This is a genomic window from Pseudomonas sp. I3-I5, assembly GCF_022699445.1.
In the GTDB taxonomy this organism is placed as follows: Bacteria; Pseudomonadota; Gammaproteobacteria; order Pseudomonadales; family Pseudomonadaceae; genus Aquipseudomonas; species Aquipseudomonas fulva.
In genome coordinates, this window is record NZ_CP093940.1 from 4,032,396 (window position 1) to 4,056,135 (window position 23,740).

Sequence of the window (23,740 nt, forward strand, 5' to 3'; positions counted from 1 at the left end):
CGCTAGAGTTTAAGCTCGCCTGGCGTGGCACCGAACAGCTGCTTGAACGCGGCGATGTAGGCGGAGGTCGAGTCGTACCCGCAGCCCAGCGCCGCGTCAGTGACCGTGTGCCCCGCCTCGAGCGCGGTCAAGGACGACAGCAGGCGCATGCGCTGGCGCCAGTTGCGAAAGCTCAACCCGGTCTCGCGCTGGAACAACCTCATCAGGGTCTTTTCCGAACACCCCAGTTCGCGCGCCCATTGCTGCAAGGTCTGCGGCTGCTCCGGTGCAGCGATCAGGCCATTGCACAGGGCAAGCAAGCCTGGATGTTGCGGCAGCGGCAACGAAAACGCCACCTCTGGCAACGCTTGCAACTGGTCAAGCAGCACGGCGACCAGACGCGCCTGTGCGCTATCGCCTTCTGGGTAATGTGCAGGGTACAGGCAGAACTGCTTGATCAGCTCACGGGCCAAGGGGGTCACTTCCAGCACACGGCAACGCTCAGCCGCCCAAGGGCAGGCATCGCGGCGTATGTAGAGGCTGCGCATTTCAGCCTGCATCGAACTGGACACCGCATGCTCGGCCTGCGCGGGTATCCACACGCCCCATTGCGGCGGGGCGAAGTAACTGCCTGCCTGGGTGTACACCCCCAATACGCCACTGATGGCATAGGAAAACTGCACCCAGTCGTGTTGATGCGACGTCGTCCACGAGCCGGCGACCAGTCGCTCGGCGCGGGCATAGAGTGGTCGAGGCAGGCAATCGAGCGTTGGAATGGGACGGGGATGTCCGATGGCAGGCATGGCGACTTCTTATCATGATGATCGGACAAGCCTAACAGCCCAGGCGCCCTCGGCGTTATCCGGCTCGATGGCCACCTTCGGTCACCCAGCCGGATCAACACCGACGCTCACCGCTCGACGATGACCGTAACGCCCTGCCCGCCTGCGGCGCAGATCGAGATCAGGCCTCGCCCTTGGGGCGCTGTCGACAGCAGCTTGGCCAAGTTGGCCAGGATGCGCCCACCCGTTGCGGCGAATGGATGGCCTGCCCCAAGTGAGCTGCCCTTCACGTTCAGCCGAGAACGGTCGATCGCCCCCAGCGGCGCATCCAGCCCAAGGCGGTCCCGGCAGTACTGGTCATCCTCCCAGGCCTTGAGGGTGCACAGTACCTGGGCCGCGAATGCCTCATGGATCTCGTAGTAATCGAAATCCTGCAGCGTCAGGTTGTTGCGGGCCAGCAATCGCGGCACCGCATACACGGGCGCCATCAGCAAGCCCTCGCGGCCGTCGACGAAATCCACCGCGGCTGTTTCGCCATCGACCAGGTAGGCGAGCACCGGCAGGCCATGTTGGTCTGCCCACTCCTGAGTCCCCAGCAACACCAGCGAGGCGCCATCGGTCAACGGCGTGGAGTTGCCTGCCGTCAAGGTGCCCTCATCGCTGCGGTCGAAGGCCGGTTTGAGCTTGGCCAGTTGCTCCCGTGTCAGCTCGGGGCGCAAGTTGTTGTCCCGGGTCAGCGACCGAAAAGGGGTCATCAGATCATCCTGCCAACCTTCTTCGTAGGCACGTGCCAGGCATTGATGGCTACGCAGCGCCATCTCATCCTGCTCGTCCCGGCCAATGCGCCAGGTTTTGGCCATGCGTTCGCAGTGCTCGCCCATCGACAACCCGGTGCGTGGCTCGCCGTTGCGCGGCAGCGACGGCTTGAGATGGTGAGGCCGCAAGCCCAGAAAAGGCTTGAGTCGGTCACCTAGCGTCTTGCCCCGGTTGGCCTGCAACATCATCCGGCGCAGGCCTTCGCTCACGGCGATGGGTGCGTCGGAGGTCGTGTCGACGCCGCCGGCGATGCCGCAGTCGATCTGCCCGAGGGCAATTTTATTGGCCACCAGCAATGCAGCTTCAAGCCCGGTGCCGCAGGCCTGCTGAATGTCATAGGCGGGGGTCGAGGCCGACAGGCGTGAACCCAGCACGCACTCGCGCGTAAGGTTCATGTCCCGGGCATGCTTGAGTACCGCCCCTGCCACCACTTCGCCAAGGCGCAGGCCGTGCAGGCGGTAGCGCTCGATGAGCCCCTCGAGTGCGGCAGTCAGCATGTCCTGATTGCTGGCGGTGGCGTACGCACCATTGGAACGGGCGAATGGGATTCGATTGCCGCCCAAGATAGCGACCCGGCGAAGTGAGCGCATGCGCATGTTCCTCCTGAAACAATTTGATCCGTAGAGCCTAGGTGTTTTTGCTGCATTCGAACGACCTGGCCACAATCCTGGTCCACACTGTCAGACTTGCTTTCGGAGGACCCACCATGAGTGATCGCTACCTTGGTTTTGCCAACTCAAGCCTCGGCCGCAAACTTGTCGACAGCCTGGGCCTGCCTCGTCCAGCCACCCTGGAGCGCTGGGAAGCGGGCCGCATGCGGCCAGTGGACGGGCCGTTGGTCCTTGGCGGCGGCCCCTTGGCACGCCAGGTCGAAACACTCGCAGCGCGGTTGACCGACGCGGTTTACGGTTTCAACGGCCAAGACCTCCAGTGCGAACCCTGGGTCGCCGGGTTGGGCCCCAAGATCAAGGCGCTGGTGTTCGATGCCAGTCACTTGTCCGACAGCGATGCGCTCACGCAGTTGCGCGAATTCTTCCAGCCGCTGCTGCGCAACCTGGCGCCCTGCGCCCATATCGTGGTGTTGGGTCGCCCGCCTGAGGCCGTCGCTGACCCGATGGCCAGCGTCGCCCAGCGTGCGCTTGAAGGGTTCAGCCGGTCACTGGCCAAGGAGCTGCGCAACGGCGCTACTGCACAGTTGCTGTACGTGGGTGATGGCGCCGAATCTCAACTCGAAGGCGCCTTGCGCTTCTTCCTGTCACCCAAGAGCGCCTTCGTGTCGGGGCAGGTGCTGCGCCTTCAGCCCTGCCAGGCTCAGGTGGAGGACTGGACACGGCCGCTTAGCGGCAAGCGTGCGCTGATCACCGGGGCTGCCCGCGGCATCGGCGCCGCCATTGCAGAAACCCTGGCCCGCGACGGTGCCGACGTGTTGCTGCTCGATGTGCCCCAGGCCAGCGAGCCATTGCAGGCGCTCGCTGCGCGCCTGGGTGGCAAGGCGCTAGCACTGGACATTTGCGCCAGTGACGCCGCCGAACAGTTGCTGGCGGCCTTGCCCGATGGCCTCGACATCCTGGTGCACAACGCAGGCATCACCCGTGACAAGACCCTGGCGAACATGACTCCCGAATATTGGGACGCCGTGCTGGCGGTGAACCTCAAGGCTCCGCAGGTGCTGACCCAGGCCCTGCTCGATAACGGCGCGTTGCACGCGGACGCCCGCATCACCCTGCTGGCTTCGGTCAGCGGCATCGCCGGCAACCGTGGGCAATCCAACTATGCGGCCAGCAAAGCTGGGCTGATTGGCTTGGCTCAGGCCTGGGCACCGACGCTTGCCGAGCAAGGCATCAGCATCAACGCAGTGGCGCCTGGCTTCATTGAGACCCATATGACTGGCGCCATGCCCATGGGCTTGCGCGAGGCGGGGCGACGCCTGAGTTCGCTCGGCCAGGGCGGCAAGCCCCAGGATGTGGCCGAAGCCATCGCCTGGCTTAGCCAACCTGGCTCTGGTGTCGTGAGCGGCCAGGTGCTGCGGGTGTGCGGCCAAGCACTGATGGGGGCCTGAGCATGCAACGACAATGGCATGACCTGCACCAACCCGCCAGCCGCGCCAGCCTGTACCTGCGCGCAGCGGGCAAACGACGCATCACCGGTGATCAACTGCCTATGCACGGGCTGCGCTGCACCCTGGCGGTTCAGCCCAAGCAACTGCATGCCTACCGGCAGTTGTGTCGTTCCGTCGACGATGGCCGGCTGCCTGCCACGTATCCGCACATCATGGCGTTCAACCTGCAACTGCAGCTGATGACCGCCGAGCAGTTTCCCTTTCCGCTACTGGGGCTGGTCCACCTGCACAACCGCATTGACGTCATTCGCCCGCTTGGGGGCATCGAGTCGCTGCGCATGGCGGTTCACGCCGACAACCTGCAGCCCCACCCCAAAGGCGGAACGTTCGACCTGGTCACCGAGGCGGCGGACGGTATCGGCGTGCTCTGGCGGGAAACCAGCCGCATGCTCGTGCGCGGGCTGAAGCTCGACGGCGACCCCGCAGAAGCGGCAGAAACTGCAGAAACTGCAGAAACGGCCGAGGATCAGGCCAGCAGCTTGCCTGAAGTCACGCGCTGGTATGCCGACAGTGATATCGGCCGCCGTTATGCCAAGGTCTGCGGCGACTACAACCCCATTCACCTCAGCGCCCCCAGCGCCCAGCTGTTCGGTTTTCCCACTGCCATCGCCCACGGCATGTGGAGCAAGGCCATGGCCATGGCCGCGCTGCACGGGCACTTGCCCCACAGTGGCTATTGGTTCGAAGTAGACTTCCACAAACCCGTGCGCTTGCCCTCGGAGGTGGTGCTCAGGGCCAGCCAGGCCGGCCCTGTGGGTGAACTGCGCCTGGACGGCCAGGCGGACGTGGTACATATGCTCGGCCGCTGGGCCTGCTTGCAGGGCTGACTCGCGCGTGCTGCCCCCGTGCAGGGAAGCTTGCTTTGCAACGGCCCTGCGCGGAAGCTATGCGCCATGAGGAGAACCCGATGAACCTGCAAGAACTGACTCAACGCCTGCATCAAATCCGCGATACCAATGACTGGCAACGTTTCCACAGCCCAAAGAATTTGGCCATGGCCGCCAGCGTTGAAATGGCCGAGCTGGTTGAAATCTTCCAGTGGCTCAGCGAGGACGAGTCACGTCGCCTGCCACCCGAACAGTTGGCCCACGCCGGTCAGGAAGTAGGCGATGTCGTGCTCTACCTGTTGCTGTTGTGCAGTGAACTGGGGCTGGACATGGACCAGGTGGTGCGCGCCAAGCTGGCCGACAGTGAAAGGCGCTTCGCACGATGAACGACCGTCATTTCGATGAACTGGCCACCCGTTTTGCCGAAAAGATCTATGGCGGCGCAAAGGGTGCGATCAGGCTGGCAGTCTTGCAGGCCGACCTGGCCGAAGCCTTGCCGGATCGCCCGTTGCGCATCCTCGATATCGGTGCTGGCCTTGGCCACATGGCGCTATGGTTGGCCCAGCGCGGGCACCAGCTTACCCTGGCCGAACCTGCCGAGCCCATGCTCGAAGGGGCACGGGCCCGCTTTGCCGCAGCGGGTCAGGCGGCAACGTTCATCCAGGCACCCTGGCAAGCGTTGCTGGGCGAGCTGACCGAGCCCTACGACGTGGTTGTGTGCCACGCGGTACTTGAATGGCTGGCTGAGCCGGAAAGTATCCTGCCAGTTCTGCATCAACTCACGGCCCCCGAAGGGTGGCTGTCGTTGGCGTTCTACAACCGCGATGCCCTGGTCTACCGCAACCTGCTCAAGGGCCACTTCCGCAAACTGCGCAGCAATCGCCTCGAAGGTGAAAAGCAGAGCCTTACCCCGCAGAAACCACTTGATCCGCGGGCGCTCAGGGCGCAACTTGAACCTCTGTGGCAGGTCGAAAGTGAAAGTGGCATACGTGTTTTCCATGACTATATGCCCAAGGAATTTCAGGACCGCGCCGAGCTGCTGGACCTGCTGGAAATGGAGCTCGCTCACCGCCGCCATCCGAGTTTCGCCGGCCTGGGCCGCTACCTGCACTGGGTCTGTCGCCCACGTTGACCTGCCGTGAGGAGCAAGCATGCCGTACCGTCTGTTGCCACTGGCCCTGCTGCCGTTGGTTCTGGCCGGATGCCAGGGCACCAATCCCTACGTCGCCAGCAGCCGCCCACTGCCACCAGCCCCGCCTCAGGCAGCGACCACGTTCGACGCAAGCGCTTACCCCGCACCGACACGGGACTACGGCCGCTACCGCAGCTGGAGCTGGCGTGACGGCCACCTGCCCAGCGGTTCGGCCAATGCCGATCCTGCGCAGTTGGCGGATGCCGTCGCCGCAGCGCTTGATCAGCAGGGCTTGCGCCCTGCCCGCAGCGGCGTTGGCGACCTGCTCGTCGGCGCCGATATCCGCCTTGAGAAACGCCTGCGCCAAGTGCGCGACTACGACGGCTACGACCCCTACTACGGGCCCTACGGCAACGTAGGCTATGGCGGTTACCGCAACGGTTTTGGGGGTTATGCCAGTACCCCAGTGGTGCGCACCTATCAGGTTGAGGTCATGGTGGTGCGCATCGACCTGTACGACAGCCGCAGCGGCCAGGCCGTCTGGAGCGCCAGCGCCGAAAGCGGCAACGACCAGGGTTCACCGCGAGACCGTGAAAATGCCGTGCGCGACGCCGTGCGCAAGGCCCTCAGCGGCTATCCTCCCAGTTAACGCCTAACGGAGATTCATCATGTTTCGCCGCCTGTTACTCGTGTCGTTCGCGGCCTTGCTGGCTGCCTGCTCAAGCCATAATGTGCAGCAGGACTACGACGCGAGTCGTGATTTTGCCGCCTACCGCAACTGGGCCTGGCAGGAGCCCGGCCTGCAATATCGTCCTGACGATCCACGCATCAAGAGCGACCTGACCGAGCAGCGCATCCGTCAGGCGGTCAGCGAACAGCTTGATCAGCGTGGCCTACGCCCAGCGCCCCCTGGCACGCGAGCGGACCTCAACGTGCGCACCTATCTGATAGTGGAGCAACGCCAGCAACAGGTCACCACCAACTACGGCGGCGGGTGGGGTGGCTATTGGGGAGGTTACTGGGGCGGGCCGATGTACAACGAAACCCGCAGCGTCGACTACAAGGTCGCCACCATCCAGGTCGACTTGCTTGATGGGCGCGATGGCAAGCTGGTCTGGCGCGGCAGTGCCGAGCAGATCATGAACAACTACCCGCCAAGCCCGCAGGAACGCAACGAAGCCATCCAAAAAACGGTGGCTCAGGTGCTGGGCAATTATCCACCTGGCAGCAAACGCTAGCGGGGCATGTTCTGCCTGCCTCGCCCCGTGGCGGGGTGCAGGCAGAGGCCGACCGCCCCTCTCGACAGACGACGACTGCGACAAAACTCATTCTCCCAGCGCCTTTTCCTCGCGGCACACGGCCGTCATGCAGGTTCCGGTCTATCTTGACTAAGGAAACCTGACTGAACGGGTAAGTGTTCATCTACCAGGAAAGGCGACCTGTCGATGCAAAGCATTGTTCTTCTTCTGTGGCTTGCCTTGTGTACCGAACAGGATGTGCGCCAGCGCCAGCTCCCGGATCTATTGACGCTGGGTGTGGCCGTAGGGGCTCTGCTATGGCTGTTCGCAACCGGCCACACTTGGCTTGGCGCCGACCCTAGCTCGGCAGGCTGGGGGCTGGCCATCGTCATGCTCCTCACCTTGCCCGGCTACATGCTGGGCCACTTCGGCGCCGATGACGTCAAACTGATGGGCGCGCTGGCATTGGCTACCGGCACCGATCATGTGCTCGGCACCTTTATCGGGGCCGGGATCGCGTTGTTGATCTGGCTGACTACCCGTAGGCGCTTATGGACGCTGCTCAACCCCAAGGTGAAAAAACGCCTGCAGGCCCTGACCGAAGCCATGGGCGACAAGCAGGCATTCGTCCCCTATGTGCTGGCTGGCTACCTTCTGACAGCTGTATGGATCCAATGAAGAAACCAGCGGTCCCTAATCTTGTACACACCTTGTACAACTACGAGAGGTACGGCTACTTTTAATCTGCCAGAGCGTCTAGCCCGGGAGCAGGGCCGTATATTCACAGGGAGTTGATCGTGTCCAAACCTGTAAGTGAAATGAAAGTGCTGGTAGTCGATGATCAGTCGGTCATCGTCGAACAGCTGTGCGAGTTCCTGCAAGCCAAGGGATACAGTTGCGTATCGGCACTCTCCACGGATGAGGCGGTAAAACACTATAAGGCCGACCCAGCCATCGGTCTGATCATCTGCGACCTTCACATGCCCGGACGCGATGGCATCGAACTGATGCGGGCTCTAAAGCAGATCGACGGCAATCAGCGCATGTTCGAGGCGATCATGTTGACCGGCCGTGCCGAAAAGCAGGACGTCATTCGGGCGCTGCGCGAAGGCTTTGCGGACTACTACCAGAAACCGATGGACCTTGACGAGCTGCTCGAAGGGGTACGCCGCCAGGAGCAGGTGCTGCAGGAACGTCAGCGCGGTTTCCACGACCTCAGTGGGCTCAATCAGCGCCTGCAGGATCTGGCAGAGTCCGTCGACGAATTGTATCAGGACTTGGAAAAAGCCCGCGGGCAGGGGGCTCACCGGCGCGCCGGCGACACGGAGGAAGCCGAGGCCGAGCTGCCCTCGGTGTTCGAAAAGCTCTCGCCCCGTCAATTGGAGGTGGCGCGGCTAGTGGGCAAGGGCAAGACCAATTATCAGATCGCCTGTGAATTGGGTATCACCGAAAACACAGTGAAACTGTACGTGTCCCAGGTGTTGCGCCTGACCCATATGCACAACCGCACGCAACTGGCATTGGCTCTGACACCAGGCTCCTCCCCGGTGAATCAACGCTTCACGGCGCACTGACAGGTGCCGGTGCCAAGGCACCGGCACACCGCCGTACTACTCGTTGACCTGAAACACGACCCGCGCGGTCTCACCGCTTTCGTCCAGCGCACTCAATTCGGCCTGCCCTGCCTGCGGCAGGCGCACCAGCAGGCTGTCCTGCCCCTGGGTTTCCCCCAGCGGTTGCCCATTGAGGAACCACCAACGCCGCCCACCACCGCCCAGCGCCGACACTGGCACTTGCAGCGGCTCACCACTGGTGGCGGGGCGACGCAGATGGTCACCAGAACGAATACCGACGATGGCCAGCGGCGGGGCACTGACCGGGCCTTGCGGTGGGCATGTGGGGTCCATGGCCGGTAGACGGGCAGCCCGCCGTTCAGCTCGAGGCAACCAGGGTTCCAGGGGGGCGGGCCACAGGGCCACCTCGCGCGCCTGGGCGCCTGGGCAAGTGCTGTCGACGCGCAAACCGCGGTCGTTGACCCAGATGTGTTCGCGCAAACCCAGGCCCAGCGGCTGATCGGCCGCCTGCAACGTAGGGGGAACGGTGCCGTCCAGGGTCCAGGCAAAGCGCTGGCGCCTGCAGTTGTCGTCCTGGCGGCTCATAGCTTGCCCCAAAGGCCAACAGATCGCCGCCACCCCGACATTGGCAGGCGTTCGCTGCACCGGGGCTTCGAACCCGCGCTGGCTGTCCCGGTTGCTGAGCAGGTCGTGCACTTGCAGCATCAACGGGGCGGCCGAGGCCAGACCGAACTGCCCGGCCACAGGGGTGCCGTCCGGCCGGCCAATCCATACCCCGATCAGGTAGCGAGGGCCGACGCCAATCGACCAGGCATCTCGAAAGCCGTAGCTGGTGCCGGTTTTCCAGGCCAGTTGGGGGCGACGTACCAGTTCGGCATGCCGATCGCGGTCGGGCCGAGCCTGGCCACCAAGGATGCGCCGAATGATCCACGCCGCACCCGGCGACAAGAGCCGGTGCTCCACCAAGGGTGCTTGGGGCTGCAACCGCACCTGGGCGCTTTTACCCTCCCGGGCCAAGGCCGCATAGCCGCCTACCAGGTCTTCCAGGCGGCTACCGGCACCGCCCAGGATCAGCGAAAGATTCGGCTCGGCCAGCGGCGGTAGCGTCAGCGGCAAGCCGCCCATGCGCAGCTGCGCGGCGAAGCGTTTCGGGCCATAGGCCTCGAGCAACTGCACGGCGGGCAAGTTGAGCGACAGGGCCAATGCCGAACTGGCCGACACTGGCCCGCTGAAGCCGCTGGAAAAATTGCCCGGACGGTAGTCACCGTAGCGGCGTGGCACGTCCTGCAACAGCGACTCGGAATGAATGAGCCCGTCATCCATCGCCAGGCCATACAGAAACGGCTTGAGCGTGGAGCCAGGCGAGCGCAACGCCCGCACCATGTCCACGTGCCCGAAGCGCCGGGCGTCCGTGAGGTCGATCGAGCCCAAGTAAGCGCGTACAGCCATGGTCTGCGCATCGACCACCAGGATTGCGGCAGACGTGCGCTCCGGCAGGCGCGCTCGCCATCCCAGCAGCAAGTCTTCCAGCCGGCGCTGTAACCCGGCGTCCACGGTGGTACGGATCAACGGCGGGCTATCAGGGGTGTTCAGACGGCGGGCCAGCAGTGGCGCCAATGCCGGCTCCTGGCGCGGTGCCAGCACCAGCGGTTCTTCAGCTGCTTCACGCAGGCGCTGCTCGGGCCACACTTGATACTGCGCCAACCGTTGCAGCACCTTGTTGCGCGCGCGTTCGGCGCGCTCGGGGTGGCGGTCAGGGCGCAGGCGGCTGGGCGCTTGCGGCAGCACCGCCAGCAGGGCTGCCTCCGACGGCGTCAGGTGCAAGGGCGACTTGCCCAGATAAGCCCAGCTGGCAGCGGCAACACCTTGCAAGGTGCCGCCAAACGGCGCGCGGTCCAGGTAGATTTGCAGAATGTCCCGCTTGGACAGGTGCCATTCCAGCTGCAGCGTGCGCCACAGCTGCCGCAACTTGCCCGCCACGGTGCGATCATGGGGATCGAGCAGGCGCGCTACCTGCATCGACAACGTGCTGCCGCCTGACACCACGCGGCCGCCCCGCGCGTTCAACCACGCCGCCCTGACCAAAGCCATCGGGTTCACGCCCAGGTGATGGTAGAACCAGCGGTCCTCGTACGTCAGCAACGCTTGCAGGTATAGAGGCGACACCTGCTCGGGGCTGACTGGATAGCGCCACACCCCGTCGGCATCGGCGAATCGCCACAACGGCGTGCCATCTTCGGCCAGCACGACCCGGGCCAGGTCGTCGGAAGGCATGGGCAAAGGCCAGATCCGGTCGGCCAGCCACAGCAGCCCCATCAAGGCCACCGCGCCAATCACCAGGGCACGCACTGCCTTGCCGGTTCGCGATCGCCGCCAACGGGCTAAGCTTGGCATCGGGAACCGACCTGCCCCGACAAGGGCCAAAGCACTGGAAACGGCAAGAACGCCGCCATGTTGATCAGGAAGCAACTATGCATGTAGAAGGTTTTTTCGAATGGCTGGGGCAAGCACTGGGATCGCTGATCCGCATCGTCGTCGACGCGCTGAGCGGGTTGTTCAACCTGTTGGCCAATGCGGGCGGCAACTTCGTCGATGGCCTGTCGCGCACCTTGGGCATGGACACCTCGCTGGTCAGCATCCTGGCCCTGATCGTGGGCCTGATGTTGCTGTTTTCGGCGATCCGCGCCTTCATGCGTGCCTCGATCATCCTCGGCATCATCTGGCTGGTATTGGGCCTGTGGGTAATGAGCTGGGTGATTCATTGAGTGGCCGTGCGACGAACAGGTGAAAGCCCTGATCGCCGCACAAGGCTTGCCCCTAGCGAGGCTTGACCGTCATTTCACCCTGCCCTTCCCCCACGGCCTGCAGGTTGGGGCGGTACATCGACTCGACCTGCGGTGGCGGTACCCGGTAGGTACCTGGGGTCACCGCTCGCGCCAGGTACAGCAGGTGAGTGGTTGCGTAGCTGTCCAGCTTGAGCGCTGCGACGTAACGGTCGTCGCGATACTCCTGGTGAACCACGTTGGCATTTTGCATCGATTCGCGCCATTGCTTCACTGCGCCGCTGGCGTTATCCAGGCTGGCTGCACTTTGCGCAAGGTTCTGGTTTTCAAGCTCCAGGCCCGCTGGCAAGAGATCGACCACCAGCGCATCGGGAACGCGCTCATCGGCCTTGAGGGCAAGATGCACCAGCACCAGATCGCCGCTGCGCAGGTTCGCCAGGTCCAGCGGCTGGCCCTTCATGCCCAAGTACTCGCGGCGGATCTGCATGCCATTGCTACTGGCAGGCGGCGCCTGGCGGGGATAACCCGACAGGGTCAGTTGCTGGTAGACGGTCTGGCTGCCTTGGTTCTGCACCGTCAGCGGCGAGGCCAGCAGTGGCCCTTCCAGCTTCATGCCGGCTTCGGCGTTATTGAAATCACGCAGCTCACCGGCGCTGTCCAGGCGGGCCTGCCACTTGGCTTCAGGCGTACCCAGCAGGCCACGTCCGGCCAGGAACAAGGCGTTGCGCTCTTGGGTGGACAGCCAGCGATTGGCCGCCACTTCGTCGGACAGGGCGAAGAGCCGCTGGTCCACCTGGCCACTGGCAAGTTTGTTTTCCTGCAGCAGTGCCAGGATCAACGCCTGGTCACGCAGGGGGCTGCCGTAGTCTGCCATCCAGTGCTTGCCGCGGCTGACGGCGAGCCCTGCCTGCAGGGCCTGGTCGGCACGAGGTTTGTCACCCATCTTGTCCAGCGCCACGGCCAGTTGCACCAACGGCAAACCGGAACGCGCATCGGCGCGGCGCTCGAACAACCCGCGTAGCGCGCCCAAGGGCGCCTGCTGACTGCGCGACAGCACCAGCGCGGCGTAAGCCTGCACGGCGAACCGGGTGTGATCGGCGTCCTCGCTGTAGTCCACCTCGATCAGGTTGCGCTCCTGCAGGTAGCGCAACAACCGCTCGCTGGCTTTCTTCAGCGCCTCGGCGGGTACCCCGTAGCCTTGATCGCGGGCACGCAGAAGGAAGTCGGTGACATAGGCCGTCAGCCAGTATTCCTCTTCGCTGTCGGCACTCCACAAGCCAAAGCTGCCGTTGTAGCGCTGCATACCCAGCAGGTGCTCGATGCCCATCTCGATCTTGCGCTTGCGCACCGTGGCCGGTTCACCCTCGATGCCGAGCCGTTTTAGGGTATCGGCGTCCGCATACAACGATGGGTACAGCCCGCTGGTGGTCTGCTCGAGGCACCCATACGGGTAAGCCTTCAGCGCGCGGATCTGTTCGGCGAGGTTGAGCGGGGGGCGACTCGACAGGGCCAGCGTGCCCTCGAGGCCGGCAGGCTCGAAAGCAGCAAGGTCCGCCTCGGGCAACGTCCAGGGCTGATCCTTCAAGGCCACGCGGAAATGCTTGAGCATGGCGGGATAGGCCGGACGCACGCCCAGTGTCCATTCGCGCTCGAACGTGGTCTGCGCCTCGCCGGCCAACTGCAGGCCGGTCACCTGCACATGCACCTTGCCCTGCCCCAGGCCACCTTGAGCCTGTACCGGAATCATCAGGGTGGACCGCTGGCCTTCGGCCAACGCCACAGACTGCATGGCATTGCCGGTCAGGCTCACTTGCCCTTCGGTGGTCACTTGCACGGTCAGCTGTTGGGCAGCTCCCGACAAGTTGGCCAGGTCCAGCGCCAAACGCGTCTGATCGCCGCCTGCCAGGAACCGCGGGGCCGAGAGTTCGGCAATCAGCGGTGCGGCCACCACGGTCTTGCCCTCTGCCATGCCAAAGTGATCCTCGGTCCAGGCCTGGGCCATGAGCCTCAACTCACCGTTGAAATCAGGGATATCGACCGTGGCCTGCCCTTCCCCCTTCTCGTTCAGGGTCACCGGCAGGCTCTGCTGGGCCACGATGGTGACGGTGGTATTAGGGCGCTTGCCCCCCTTGGCCATCGCCGCGTCACCACCGAATGCCAGGCTGGCCAGACGCCCTTGCCCGGCTTCGATCAGTTGCCCGTAGATGTCGAGCTGATCGGCACCGTAGGCCTTGCGACCAAACAGGCTTGCAAAGGGATCCGGGGTCTTGAAGTCGGTGATATTGAGGATGCCGACGTCCACCGCCGACACCAGCACACGCACCTGTGCAGGCACGCTGCCGTCGGCGTTTGCCGCCTTGATTTTCACCGTCAGTGGCTGCTTGGGACGCATTTTTTCCGGTGCCTGCAACGTCACCGCCAGCTTGCGCTCGGCACGGTCGAGCGGCAGGTGCAACAGGCCTACCGCACGCTTGGGCGTGGCATTGGCCTTGCGTTCACCTGGGCGCACCACCAAGGTGCTGAGGTAAAGGTCGTGGCGTGCCCAGGCTTTGTCCAGCGGGATATCGAAGGTCTTTCCTTCTGCAGGTACCTGGATTTCCTGCCACCACAACGGGCCGTCGCTGGACTCGATCATCAAGTAACCACTGCCGGCGGCTGGTGGCGTAACCGTGACCTTGGCCGTTGCACCGTCGGCGTAGGAGGGCTTGTCCAAGGCCAGCTTGACCTGGTCGGGGCGTACCGCTCCGCCTTCGGCATTGTCCTGGGCGCGGTAGCCTGCCCAGAAGCGCTGACTGGACACCAGGCCGGTCTGCGGGTCTTCGATCTCAACGCGATAGGGGCCCCACTCGACCGGGAAGCTCAGCTTGGCCGTGGCGTCGGCCTTGACGCTTACCGTCTCTTCCACCTGGGTCAGGAACTTTTCGTTGTAGGCGTAGCTCCAGCCATCACCTTGCGAATAATTCCAGTAGTAATCCCGTCGCTCGCGGATCAGCCTGACCTTCAGGTCGTCGGCGGCCAGTTTCTTGCCCTCGCGGTTAGCGACCAGAAACTCGAATTCCACCGGGCCTTCACTGTCGGCTTCATCACCGTCGAACAGCCCGCGCAGGCCTGGGAGGCGTTCGGCCGGCCAAACAGGTTGCTCAAGGCGACGGGTGATGGGCCTGCCACCGGACTCCTGCAGGCTCGCCTGCACGGTCAGTTGCAACGGCGAACGCGCCTCTGCCCAGCGGCTGGAAATATCCAGGACCGCCTTGCCTGCCTGGTCGAGGGTGACTTCATCAAGCTCCAGGTCCTGCTCCAGTTCGCCTTCGGTAACCGAGCCGAACTGGTAGCCCGGCAGTGCAGGTACCGCTTCACGCAGCGGGCGCACATAGGCCTGGCCACTCAGGCGATTGCCAGCGGCCGGCGCACCGTATAGATAGCGGCCAGTCACCTCGATGCGCGCGTCCTGATCAGGGGCCAGGGGCTTGCTGCTGCCTTTGAGTTCGAGGGCCAGCCGCTCAGGCAGGAAGTCCTCGACCAGGAACTCGTAGACCTGCTTGCGTCCGCCGCCCAGGTCGAGCAGCAGTTGCCAACGGCCGGTCGGCGCCTCGGTGGCCAGTTGCAACTGGTACTGGAACAGGCCGTTATCGTCTGCTTCCCAGACGAACTTGCGGCTGACTTGTTCATCCGGCCGGCGTACTTCGACGTTCACCGGTTGCGCCTTGACGGGCTTGCCGTCCTGGTCGCGCAGCAAGCCGTTCAACAGCACCGTTTCGCCTGGGCGATACAGGTCGCGCGGGCCGAAGATGAAGAGTTGCAGCGGATTGGCCTGGGGACCGGTGATGTCGAATTCCGCCAGGTCCAGCGCCGCAGTATTGAGCCGCAACAAGGTCGTGTGCACGCCTTGGGTGGCGATGAGGGTATCGGCCTTCGTTGTGATCGGCAGTTCAGCATGGCCTTTGCCATCGGTGCTGGCTTGGGCCAGCAGCTTGCCTTTCTTGTCGTGGAGCTCGATGTTGACGCCATCCATCGCCTTGCCCCCCTCCAGGGCCTGGGCGAACACATCGATGCGATCGCGGTAGCGGTGGGCCGACACGCCAATGTCGCTCAGGGTGAACAGGGTAGCTGGCTGGGAGTAATCATAGGTACCCGAGGCGCGCATTACGGCCAGGTACACACCGGGCTCCTGCAGCGGCTTGATGCCGGCAATGGGCAACAGCACGGTTTCACGCGTGTTGCGTGCAGGGTTGAGGTCGAAGCGGCCGCTGTAGACCAGCTCGGCCATGCTCAGCGTGTCCTTGGACTGGTAGTACTCCAGGCTGCTGCTACGCCCCCAGTTGGCCATGAACGAGGAGACCATGTCCGGTTTGACGCGAAAGAACTCCACATCCACCTTGTCCACGTTCAATGCGATGACCGGCAGTCCCTCTGCCAGCCGCGTCGGCAACAGCGAACCCCGGCTGGCGAAGCCAACGGTGGGTTGCAGGTCGCGTGTCTCAAGGCGAGTGATCGACTCTTCCTGCAAGGCCTTACCATTGACAGCCAGCAGGCCCTTGTCCACGGTCAGCACCAGCTTGCGCTGCGGTTCCAGGTGACGCAGGCGCAGCTCCATCTGGCTGTCGGACAGCTCCCAGGCACCGTCCAGCTTGCCCTTGACCGTGTCCACCAGGTGAACCCTGTTGGCGAAATCCTGGTCGGCATCCAGCGGCGCCGAGAAACTGACCGACAGCGTGGCCGCGCCATCGAGCTGTACTTCCGACACATCCAGTACCGTCAGCTCACGACCCTCGTAGCGCTTGGCAAGCACGGCGGGGTCTTCGCGCTGCGCTGTCTTGGCGGTAGCGCTGGCGGTTGGCTTCTGGGCAGGGGCCGAGGCGTCGGGCGTTGAGGCGTCACAGGCGCTGAGCAAGGCCAGCGCGCAGGCCAGCAACAATCCTTTGTTGAACATGGAGTAGACACTCGAAGGCAGGGTGTAGATGAAGGCAGCAACTATAGCGCAAGGCCGAGTGCTGCACCCAGCGTTGTGCGCCAGATGAGACCTTGATCGCACACAATGGTTGCGTGGCCGTTACACTGTCGCCCTTGGCTTGCATTGCCGCCTGGCGCGCGTCCGTTCGAGCGTTTGCAGCCCTCGTTTTCGCCGGAATGAACATGCCCCGATTCTTCGCCGACTGGCACCACCGCCCCACCCACTTCAAGGTGTGGGGGCTGGCCGCGCCCATGATCCTGTCCAATGTCTCGGTGCCACTGGTTGCGCTGGTCGACAGCACCGTCATTGGCCACCTGCCCCATGCCCATCAACTCGGCGCAGTGGCCGTGGGCGCTACGCTGTTTACCTTCATGGTCGGCTTGATGGGCTTCTTGCGCATGGGCTCGACAGGCTTCGCCGCCCAGGCCGCCGGCCGAGGGGATGGCGCCGCCCTGCGCCAGGTGTTGGTTCAGGGCCTGATGCTGGCAGTGGGGTTCGCATTGCTCATCGGCCTGCTGGCCCTGCCCTTCAGCCAGTTGGCACTGCACGCCATGCAGCCCAGCGCGGCCCTGGGGCAGGCTACGCAAACCTTCTTCCACACCCGGTTGCTGGGCCTCCCGGCGGCACTGGCCAGCTTCGCCTTGGTCGGGTGGTTTCTGGGGACACAGAATGCCCGGGCGCCGTTGGCGATCCTGCTGACCACCAACCTGCTCAATATCGTGCTGAACCTGTGGTTCGTGCTCGGCCTGGATTGGGGCGTCCTGGGCTCGGCACGCGCGTCGGTGATTGCCGAATGGTGCGCGGCCCTGCTGGGCCTGGCGCTTACCCGTCCGGCCCTGCGCGCCTATCCGGGCCACATCGCCTGGGCAGCACTCAGACGCTGGCAGGCCTGGCGCCCGCTGTTGGCGGTGAACCGCGACATCTTTTTGCGCAGCCTTGCCTTGCAGTTGGTCTTTCTACTAATCGCCGTACAGGGCGCACGCCTGGGCGAGGCCACGGTGGCGGCCAATGCACTGCTGCTCAACGGCCTGCTGCTTACGGCCTATGCCCTCGATGGCCTGGCGCACGCGGTCGAGGCGCTGTGCGGTCACGCCATTGGCGCTCGGGACCGCGACACGTTACGCCGTGCGCTGGTGGTGGCCGGTGGATGGTCGCTGATTGCGAGTTCGGTCTTTGCCGGTCTGTTCTGGGTGGGAGGACACCTGTTCATCGATCTGCAAACCGATATCGACAGTGTCAGGGCGGCGGCTTACCCGTACCTGCCCTATCTGGCGTGCCTGCCGTTGATCGCCGTGTGGAGCTATTTGCTCGATGGGCTGTTCATCGGGGCCACACGGGCTCGGGAAATGCGCAACGCCATGCTGGCATCTCTCGCGATTGCATTGCCGCTGGCCTTTGCCCTGAGCGGGCTGGGCAACCATGGCCTGTGGTTGGCGTTTCTCGTCTTCATGGGCGTGCGCGCCCTGACATTGGCCTGGGTGGGGTGGCGCCTGCAAGGCAAGGACGCCTGGGTGGCGTGAGATCAGTGGCGTGGACCCGTGAGCATTCGAAGCCAGTGTTCACTGCCGCCACGCCGCGAAGGCGTGACGGCAATGAGGCCTCACGGGTTGACGCTTCTCAGGACGAGAGGTAGGACGAACGGGTCAAGCCCAGGCGCAGCGCATCCAGGTACTGGGTACGCTCGCGCGCGGTGATCTTGGCGCTGGCCACCTTGTCGCGGTAGTGAGTCATCAGCTCCTCGGGGGACAGGTGCACGTAGCGCAGCATGTCCTCGATGGTGTCGTGGGTCTCGATACCGGCGTGGTACACGCTGCCATCGGCATTCTGGTAGATGTTGACCGAGTCGGTGTCACCGAACAGGTTGTGCATGTCGCCCAGAATCTCCTGGTAGGCACCGACCAGGAACACGCCCAGCAGGTAGTCCTCGCCCTCGTTCAGGGCGTGCACCGGCATGCTGGTCTCGATGCTCTGCTCATCGACATACTGGTTGATCTTGCCGTCGGAGTCACACGTCAGGTCTTGCAGCACGGCACGCCGCAGGGGCTCTTCGTCCAGGCGGTGCAGCGGGATGATCGGCAGCACCTGACCGATGGCCCAGGTGTCCGGCAGGCTCTGGAATACCGAGAAGTTGCAGATGTATTTGTCCGCCAACTTGTCGTTCAGCTCGTCGAGTACCTGACGGTGCGAGCGCTGGCGAGCCTTCAGCGAGTTGTAAAGACGACGGCACACAGCGTAGTAGCACTGCTCGGCCAGGGCTTTCTCGGCCAGGCTGATCTTGCCGTCAGCATACTGCGCGGCTACATCGCCCATGTAGTGGGTGGCGCGCCAGTAGGTTTCGGTCACCATCTCGATGTCGGTGGGCCCCAGCAGATCGGCCAGCCACTGCACGGTTTCGGGCAGCGCGTCCTTGTTCTCGATGGTCGGCACCTGGTCATTGTGTCGCTCCACGTCAGTGACCTGGATGACCAGCATGGCATGGTGAGCCGTCAGCGAACGGCCGCTCTCCGAGAAGATGTGCGGGTGCGGCAAGCCCTGCGCGTCGCAGAACTCTTTGAGCATGCCTACCACCACGCCGGCATAGTCATCCATGTCATAGTTGATCGAGCTGGCGTTGCGCGAGTGAGTGCCGTCGTAGTCCACACCCAGGCCGCCGCCCACATCGATGTGGTCCACCGGCAGGCCCAGGGCGCGCAATTCGCCGTAATAGCGGATGGCTTCCTTGAAGCCGTGCTGGTAGTCCGCCAGGTTGGCGATCTGCGAGCCCATGTGGAAGTGCAGCAGGCGGATACCCTGATCAAGGCCGGCATCGCGGAAACGCTGCACCACGGAAATCAGCTGCGCGGCAGAAAGCCCGAACTTGGACTTCTCGCCCCCGGTGTCAGCCCACTTGCTCGATGCCAGCGACGACAGGCGCACGCGCAGGCCCACCTGCGGCTTGACCTTGAGGTCGGCCGCTTCCTCGATGACCAAGGCCACTTCGGACTCTTTCTCGATGACGATGAAGACGTTGTGGCCCAGCTTCTGTCCCATCAGCGCCAGGCGGATGAACTCGCGGTCCTTGTAACCGTTGCAGACGATGGTACCGCCCTTGGGCGCCAAGGCCAGCACCGCCAGCAATTCGGGTTTGGAGCCGGCTTCCAGCCCGATGGACACGTTCTGGGTGGCGATGATGTTCTCGACCACCGCCTCCTGCTGGTTGACCTTGATCGGGTACAGGGCGGTGTACTGGCTCTGGTATTCCAGGCGCGCGATGTTGGCGTCGAAGGCGCCGGTCAGCTGGCGTACGCGGTCCTGCAGAATGTCGGGGAAGCGCACCAGCAAAGGCAGCGACAGGCCGCTCTGGCGCAGCTGGTCAACCTGCTCGTACAGGTCGATCGGCGAGCTGTCCGGGCCGTTGGGGCGCACTTCGACGCGCCCGGCTTCATTGATGGCGAAATACCCAGCGCCCCAATGGCGGATGCCATAAACACTGCGGCTGTCGGCCACGGTCCATTGGCTACCATCGTCTTTGCGTGTGCGTCGTACGGACATTCAAGTCCCCTATAAATTGAGTCAAGACACTGCCGGTCAAACCGGGGAAGCAGTGTAGAAGCCAAAAATGACGGTTCGCCCGTGCTCTGGGGTAGACCCTGGTCACTGCGACGAGTTTAGAAAGCGCAGGACGAAAACCTGCCGAGCGACTCAGCCGCCCGACTTTTTCGCCTTGAAGCCCTGCTTGCTCAGCTCGTCGAGCAGCAATTGCACATGATCACCCTGGATCTCGATGACGCCGTCCTTGAGCGCGCCACCGGTACCACAGCGGCGCTTGAGGGTGGCAGCCAGTTCCTTGAGCTGATCGGCCGGCAACGGCACACCCGTGACGGTCGTCACGGTCTTGCCGCCACGGCCTTTGCTCTCGCGGCGCACGCGGGCAATACCATCACCCTCGGGAATGACCTGCTGCTTGCAGGTACAGGCATTCACGGGCTGGCCACAGTCAGGGCAATGACGACCGGTATCGGTCGAATAAACGAGACCGCCGAGGGCGGAGAGGGAAGAAGCTTTCTTGGCCACTTTTGTGCCTCGGTGCTGAGGACAAAAACTGGTCGTACCTGCACATGAGGCCGACCGCGAAGCCCCACTCTGGCAGGGGCGGCGCTACTGCCGCAACACGTGCGGCAGCCCGAAAAGGCCGCGCAGTGTAACGATAAACGGTGCAGTTGCTAAGTACTGGATTGCGCCATTTTGCGAATGTTTTGCGACCCGCTCTGCAGCGGCTAGACGAGGCTGTTCCTGTAGCGGATCAACGCAGCCATCGAGTCAGGGCAATAAGGCCTGAGCCGACTGTCCTCCAGGGCCTGGTCGATACCGATGAAACGTGCCTCGATCACTTCCTCGGGCTGCAGCCGCAGCGGCGCATCGGACACTGCCGAGTACAAGGCGCACCACAGGCGATTGTCAGGCTGATCGAAGAAAAACCGCTCGTGAAAGCGCAAGGTCACGTCGGCGACGCCCAGTTCCTCGGCCAGCTCGCGCGCAGCCGATTCGGCGTACGTTTCACCAGCGGCCACCATGCCGCCGGCGGCAACGTCCCAGTAGCCGGGGTACAGCGCCTTGCTCAGGGTACGCCGGTGCACGCACAGTTCACCGGCACCATTGAACAACAGAATGAACGTGCAGCGCCCGATCAGCCCGCGCTCGCGCAACTGCGCCCTGGGCAATGCGCCGAGCACCTGGTCGTGTTCGTCCACCCAGGTAACCTGCTCCCGGTCCGAAGCCGCCCGGTGGGCGGCTTCATCAGGGCTGAAGCTCATCTCAACCCTGCGACAGCAGCTGGCGCAGGTCGATGACCGCCGCGTTGGCGCGGGAGATGTAGTTGGCCATGACCAGCGAGTGGTTGGCCCACATGCCGAAACCACTGCCGTTGAGCACCATCGGGCTCCACAGAGGCTCTTGCGAGGCCTCCAGTTCCCGGATGATCTGACGCACACTCACGGTGGCGTTCTTCTTGGCCAACACGTCGGCAAAATCGACTTCGATCGCACGCAGCAGGTGCGACAGCGCCCAGGCCTGGCCGCGGGCTTCATAGAACACGTCGTCGATCTGCAGCCATGGGGTTTCCACCACTTCCTCATCTACCTGCGGCGCCTGGCCAGCCACCACGGACTCGGTCTTGAGGGTGGTGTTGAGCTTCACGCGGCCTACACTGGCCGAGAGTCGTTGCGACAGCGAGCCCAGGCGGGTAGCGACGTCACCCAGCCAGTTGTTCAGGTTGTCTGCACGGGTATAGAAGATCGCGCCCTTGTCGCCTGAAGCCAGGCGAGCCTGATAGCGCGCCAGCGACTTGATGCCTTCTTCGAATTCCGATTCGCTGGACGGCAGGATCCAGCTCTTGTAATCGAAGTTGAAGCGCGGCTCGGCCTTGGCCAGGTCGGCGTCTTCAGTCGATTGCGACTGGGAGCGGGCGAAGTCCTTGCGCAGCGCGCGGGAAAGGTCACGCACCTGGACCAGTACGCCGTACTCCCAGTTGGGCATGTTGTCCATCCACAGGCCTGGCGGGAGACGGTCATTGGCGATATAGCCACCTGGCTTGTTCAACAAGGTGCTCGCCACGGTCTTGAGCGTTTCGACGGTGGTGTAGCCCACTACCATCTGCTGGCCGTTACGCTCGGCTGCGCTCTGGGCGTTCTGCTGCACCGGGAACAATTCGGGTTCCTGGCTCCAGTACCAGGCAAGACCGATGCACACCAGCAGGTAGAGCCCGATCAGGGCCAACAGTGAGCGGCCCCACAGGCCACCAAAATAGCTACGGGCGGCAGCGCCGCGGCCGTCGACACGCTCGCGGGGCTCGGCTTTGGCCTCGCGGTTTTTCCAGTCCAGCATGGCTATATCCTTGATCAGTCACGACGGTTCAGGGGCTTTGACCACAGGCCTACGCCAGGGTGCCACGGCAAGCCCGCCTGACAGCACTATAAAGCAGACACCGCCTTACGCATAAGCGACCCCTGGGTCGAGAACTGAATAGTCATTCAGCCCAGTTTGTTGAAAGGGGCCACGCATACGCAGCTCAAGAGCTGCTAGCATAGAGCCATCACTGCCCCTGCATACCCCTAACGACAAGTAGCCAGGACATGAGCCAAGCAGTTGAGCCGAGCCCGCAGTGCCCCGCTGAGCATGTTGCGCGTAGTGGCCTGCGCAAGGACGATCCACAGGATCAGTTGCTGCTGGCGCCCCAGCGCAGGCCGGTCTATATCCTCTTGCAGGACCACGACCGCGCCGAGCGCCTGGCCCAGCAACTGGAATTCTTCGGCCTGGGCGTACAGGCCTTGCCCACTGCCGATGCCTTTCGCGCATCGGTGGACGAATGCCCGCCTTCGGCGGTCATCATGGACGTCGACTTCAATGGGGTCGGCCAGGGCCTGACGTTGGCGGCCGAAGCCCAGGCGCGGCAGACCAAACCCCTGCCGCTGCTGTTCTTCAGCCACCACGAAACCGATACCCCGACGCGCTTGGCTGCCGTGCGGGCGGGCGGACGCGATTTCCTCACCGGGACGCTGGAGGCTTCCAGCCTGCTGGAGAAGGTCGAGTTACTGACCGATGCCGCGCCGTACGATCCCCTGCGCGTGCTGATCATCGATGACTCACGCACCCAGGCTCTGTTCACGGAACGGGTGTTGGCAGGCGCCGGGATGATCACCCGCAGCCTGACCGACCCGATCGCCACCATGGCCGAGCTGGCTGACTTCCAGCCTGACTTGATCATCCTTGACCTGTACATGCCGGCGTGCACCGGCCCTGAACTGGCCAAGGTGATTCGCCATAACGACCGCTACGTCAGTGTGCCGATCATCTACCTGTCGGCCGAGGATGACCTGGACAAGCAACTTGAGGCCATGAGCGAAGGCGGTGATGACTTTCTGACCAAGCCGTTTCGCTCGCGCCACCTGATCACCACGGTGCGCAACCGCGCGGCCCGCGCTCGGCACCTGAAGGCGCGCATGGTCCGCGACAGCCTGACCGGGCTGTACAACCACACCCATATCCTGCAATTGCTCGAGGATTGCAGCTTCCGTGCCCGGCGCGAACAGCAGCCGTTGAGCTTTGCCATGCTCGACATCGACCGCTTCAAGAAAATCAACGACCGCCACGGCCACCCCATGGGCGACCGGGTAATCAAGAGCCTGGCGCTGTTTCTCAAGCAACGCCTGCGCAAGACCGATTTCATCGGACGCTACGGCGGCGAGGAATTCGCGATCGTCATGCCCAATACCCCATTGGAGGCGGCGTACAAGGTGCTCGATGACATCCGCGGGCGTTTTGCCGAAATCCTCTACCCAGCCCAGCCCCATGACCTGCGCTGTACGTTCAGCGCGGGCGTGGTGCAACTCGATGACGGCCTCGATGCGCTGACCATGGCCAGCGCGGCCGACGAGGCGCTGTACCGGGCCAAGCATGCGGGACGCAATTGCGTGGTGCGTGTGGAGCCCTGAAAAGCCGGGCAAAGGATAAAGGCACTTTGCCATTCAACTGCGTGCCGCCGTCATCATCGCGTCACACGAA

General features: G+C 63.7%; 19 protein-coding genes. 11 read left to right on the forward strand and 8 right to left on the reverse strand.

Going from position 1 to position 23,740, the window contains the following annotated elements; genetic code table 11:
* Positions 1-2: 2 nt before the first annotated feature.
* Entirely contained in the window at positions 3-782 is a 780-nt protein-coding gene (locus MOP87_RS18020) for a helix-turn-helix transcriptional regulator (RefSeq protein WP_027915180.1), read from the reverse strand.
* A 107-nt stretch (positions 783-889) separates the two neighbouring features.
* Positions 890-2,167, reverse strand: a complete 1,278-nt coding sequence (locus MOP87_RS18025; RefSeq protein WP_111475914.1) for an acetyl-CoA C-acetyltransferase — start codon at positions 2,165-2,167, stop codon at positions 890-892.
* Between the two features lie 116 nt (positions 2,168-2,283).
* Between MOP87_RS18025 and MOP87_RS18030 the strand changes: the two genes are divergently transcribed.
* The 8 genes from MOP87_RS18030 to MOP87_RS18065 all read left to right on the forward strand — a co-directional run bounded on the left by MOP87_RS18030 (position 2,284) and on the right by MOP87_RS18065 (position 8,467).
* A complete protein-coding gene (locus MOP87_RS18030) occupies positions 2,284-3,636 on the forward strand; it encodes a 3-oxoacyl-ACP reductase (RefSeq protein WP_242809869.1) in 1,353 nt (450 codons plus the stop codon).
* 2 nt (positions 3,637-3,638) lie between these two features.
* Positions 3,639-4,523 carry a MaoC family dehydratase gene (locus MOP87_RS18035; protein WP_242809870.1) on the forward strand — a complete coding sequence of 295 codons (885 nt, stop codon included), beginning with the start codon at positions 3,639-3,641 and terminating at the stop codon, positions 4,521-4,523.
* Positions 4,524-4,603: 80 nt separating this feature from the next.
* Positions 4,604-4,909: a MazG-like family protein gene (locus MOP87_RS18040; RefSeq protein ID WP_023535180.1), complete on the forward strand. Its 306-nt coding sequence runs from the start codon at positions 4,604-4,606 to the stop codon at positions 4,907-4,909.
* Positions 4,906-5,655: a methyltransferase domain-containing protein gene (locus tag MOP87_RS18045; RefSeq protein ID WP_028687894.1), complete on the forward strand. Its 750-nt coding sequence runs from the start codon at positions 4,906-4,908 to the stop codon at positions 5,653-5,655. Before MOP87_RS18040 ends, MOP87_RS18045 begins: the two co-directional genes overlap by 4 nt.
* Positions 5,656-5,674: 19 nt before the next feature.
* Positions 5,675-6,304, forward strand: coding sequence for a DUF4136 domain-containing protein (locus MOP87_RS18050; RefSeq protein WP_104926551.1), 630 nt, complete (start codon positions 5,675-5,677; stop codon positions 6,302-6,304).
* Positions 6,305-6,323: 19 nt separating this feature from the next.
* Entirely contained in the window at positions 6,324-6,893 is a 570-nt protein-coding gene (locus MOP87_RS18055) for a DUF4136 domain-containing protein (RefSeq protein WP_028687892.1), read from the forward strand.
* Positions 6,894-7,100: 207 nt separating this feature from the next.
* Positions 7,101-7,571 (forward strand): A24 family peptidase, encoded by a 471-nt coding sequence (locus MOP87_RS18060; protein ID WP_023535174.1) that lies wholly within the window; start codon positions 7,101-7,103, stop codon positions 7,569-7,571.
* Between the two features lie 119 nt (positions 7,572-7,690).
* Positions 7,691-8,467 (forward strand): response regulator transcription factor, encoded by a 777-nt coding sequence (locus tag MOP87_RS18065; RefSeq protein WP_027915172.1) that lies wholly within the window; start codon positions 7,691-7,693, stop codon positions 8,465-8,467.
* Between the two features lie 36 nt (positions 8,468-8,503).
* On the opposite strand, the gene pbpC is transcribed toward MOP87_RS18065, so the two are convergent.
* Positions 8,504-10,861 (reverse strand): peptidoglycan glycosyltransferase PbpC, encoded by a 2,358-nt coding sequence (pbpC, locus tag MOP87_RS18070; protein WP_242809871.1) that lies wholly within the window; start codon positions 10,859-10,861, stop codon positions 8,504-8,506.
* 77 nt (positions 10,862-10,938) lie between these two features.
* Between pbpC and MOP87_RS18075 the strand changes: the two genes are divergently transcribed.
* Entirely contained in the window at positions 10,939-11,232 is a 294-nt protein-coding gene (locus MOP87_RS18075) for a hypothetical protein (RefSeq protein ID WP_023535173.1), read from the forward strand.
* Positions 11,233-11,284: 52 nt separating this feature from the next.
* On the opposite strand, the gene MOP87_RS18080 is transcribed toward MOP87_RS18075, so the two are convergent.
* A complete protein-coding gene (locus tag MOP87_RS18080) occupies positions 11,285-16,180 on the reverse strand; it encodes an alpha-2-macroglobulin (protein ID WP_196110203.1) in 4,896 nt (1,631 codons plus the stop codon).
* A 203-nt stretch (positions 16,181-16,383) separates the two neighbouring features.
* On the opposite strand from MOP87_RS18080, the gene MOP87_RS18085 reads away from it, so the two are divergent.
* Positions 16,384-17,721: an MATE family efflux transporter gene (locus tag MOP87_RS18085; RefSeq protein ID WP_242809872.1), complete on the forward strand. Its 1,338-nt coding sequence runs from the start codon at positions 16,384-16,386 to the stop codon at positions 17,719-17,721.
* Positions 17,722-17,818: 97 nt separating this feature from the next.
* Here the strand turns inward: MOP87_RS18085 and speA are convergent, their stop codons facing one another.
* The 4 genes from speA to MOP87_RS18105 all read right to left on the reverse strand — a co-directional run bounded on the left by speA (position 17,819) and on the right by MOP87_RS18105 (position 22,063).
* Positions 17,819-19,732, reverse strand: coding sequence for an arginine decarboxylase (speA, locus tag MOP87_RS18090; RefSeq protein WP_023535169.1), 1,914 nt, complete (start codon positions 19,730-19,732; stop codon positions 17,819-17,821).
* A gap of 150 nt (positions 19,733-19,882) precedes the next feature.
* Positions 19,883-20,254: a translation initiation factor Sui1 gene (locus MOP87_RS18095; protein WP_128610119.1), complete on the reverse strand. Its 372-nt coding sequence runs from the start codon at positions 20,252-20,254 to the stop codon at positions 19,883-19,885.
* Between the two features lie 203 nt (positions 20,255-20,457).
* A complete protein-coding gene (locus MOP87_RS18100) occupies positions 20,458-20,994 on the reverse strand; it encodes an NUDIX hydrolase (protein ID WP_028687887.1) in 537 nt (178 codons plus the stop codon).
* A 1-nt stretch (position 20,995) separates the two neighbouring features.
* Positions 20,996-22,063, reverse strand: a complete 1,068-nt coding sequence (locus MOP87_RS18105) for a DUF2333 family protein (RefSeq protein WP_027915166.1) — start codon at positions 22,061-22,063, stop codon at positions 20,996-20,998.
* A 248-nt stretch (positions 22,064-22,311) separates the two neighbouring features.
* Between MOP87_RS18105 and MOP87_RS18110 the strand changes: the two genes are divergently transcribed.
* Entirely contained in the window at positions 22,312-23,670 is a 1,359-nt protein-coding gene (locus MOP87_RS18110) for a diguanylate cyclase (RefSeq protein WP_028687886.1), read from the forward strand.
* Positions 23,671-23,740 lie beyond the last annotated feature (70 nt).